The organism is Acidovorax sp. SRB_24 (assembly GCF_012931925.1).
Genome location: NZ_MWOM01000250.1, coordinates 1 through 440, shown reverse-complemented (window position 1 = coordinate 440; position 440 = coordinate 1). Strand labels below are relative to the sequence as shown.

Genomic DNA, 440 nt, shown 5'->3' with positions numbered 1-440 from the left:
GACGGCGGCGAGCTGCTCGGGGTTGAGGTGGTGCAGCAGCGGCGATGCGGCGGCGGGCGCGGGGGCGCCAGAAAACAGGTCTTGTGGGAACATGCGCCATTGTAGAAAGCACCACCGCAGAACGCTGGCAAGGACACCGGACCATGAAACATCTGCTCGCTCCCCTGGCGCTCGCTGGGCTTTGCCTGCACGGCCTGCGCAGCGCCGCGCAGGCCGTGTGCAGCAGCGACGGCGCGCCGCAGCCGGCCGCGCTGTTTGAGCGCTTCACCGGCGCCGGTTGCGAGGACTGCTGGCGCGACCCGACCACGCCTGCGCCGGGCCCGCGCGCCCTGCTGCTCGACTGGATTGTTCCCGGCACCCAGGGCGACGCGGCGCCGCTGTCGGCCGCCGCCCTGCCCGAAGCCGCCGAGCGCCTGCAGGCCCTGGGCCGCGCACGGCCC

General features: G+C 74.1%; 1 pseudogene. It reads left to right on the top strand.

The window, feature by feature from the left end:
* Positions 1–143 precede the first annotated feature (143 nt).
* Positions 144–440 (top strand): annotated as a pseudogene (locus B2J89_RS21795) (hypothetical protein); the annotation flags it as partial.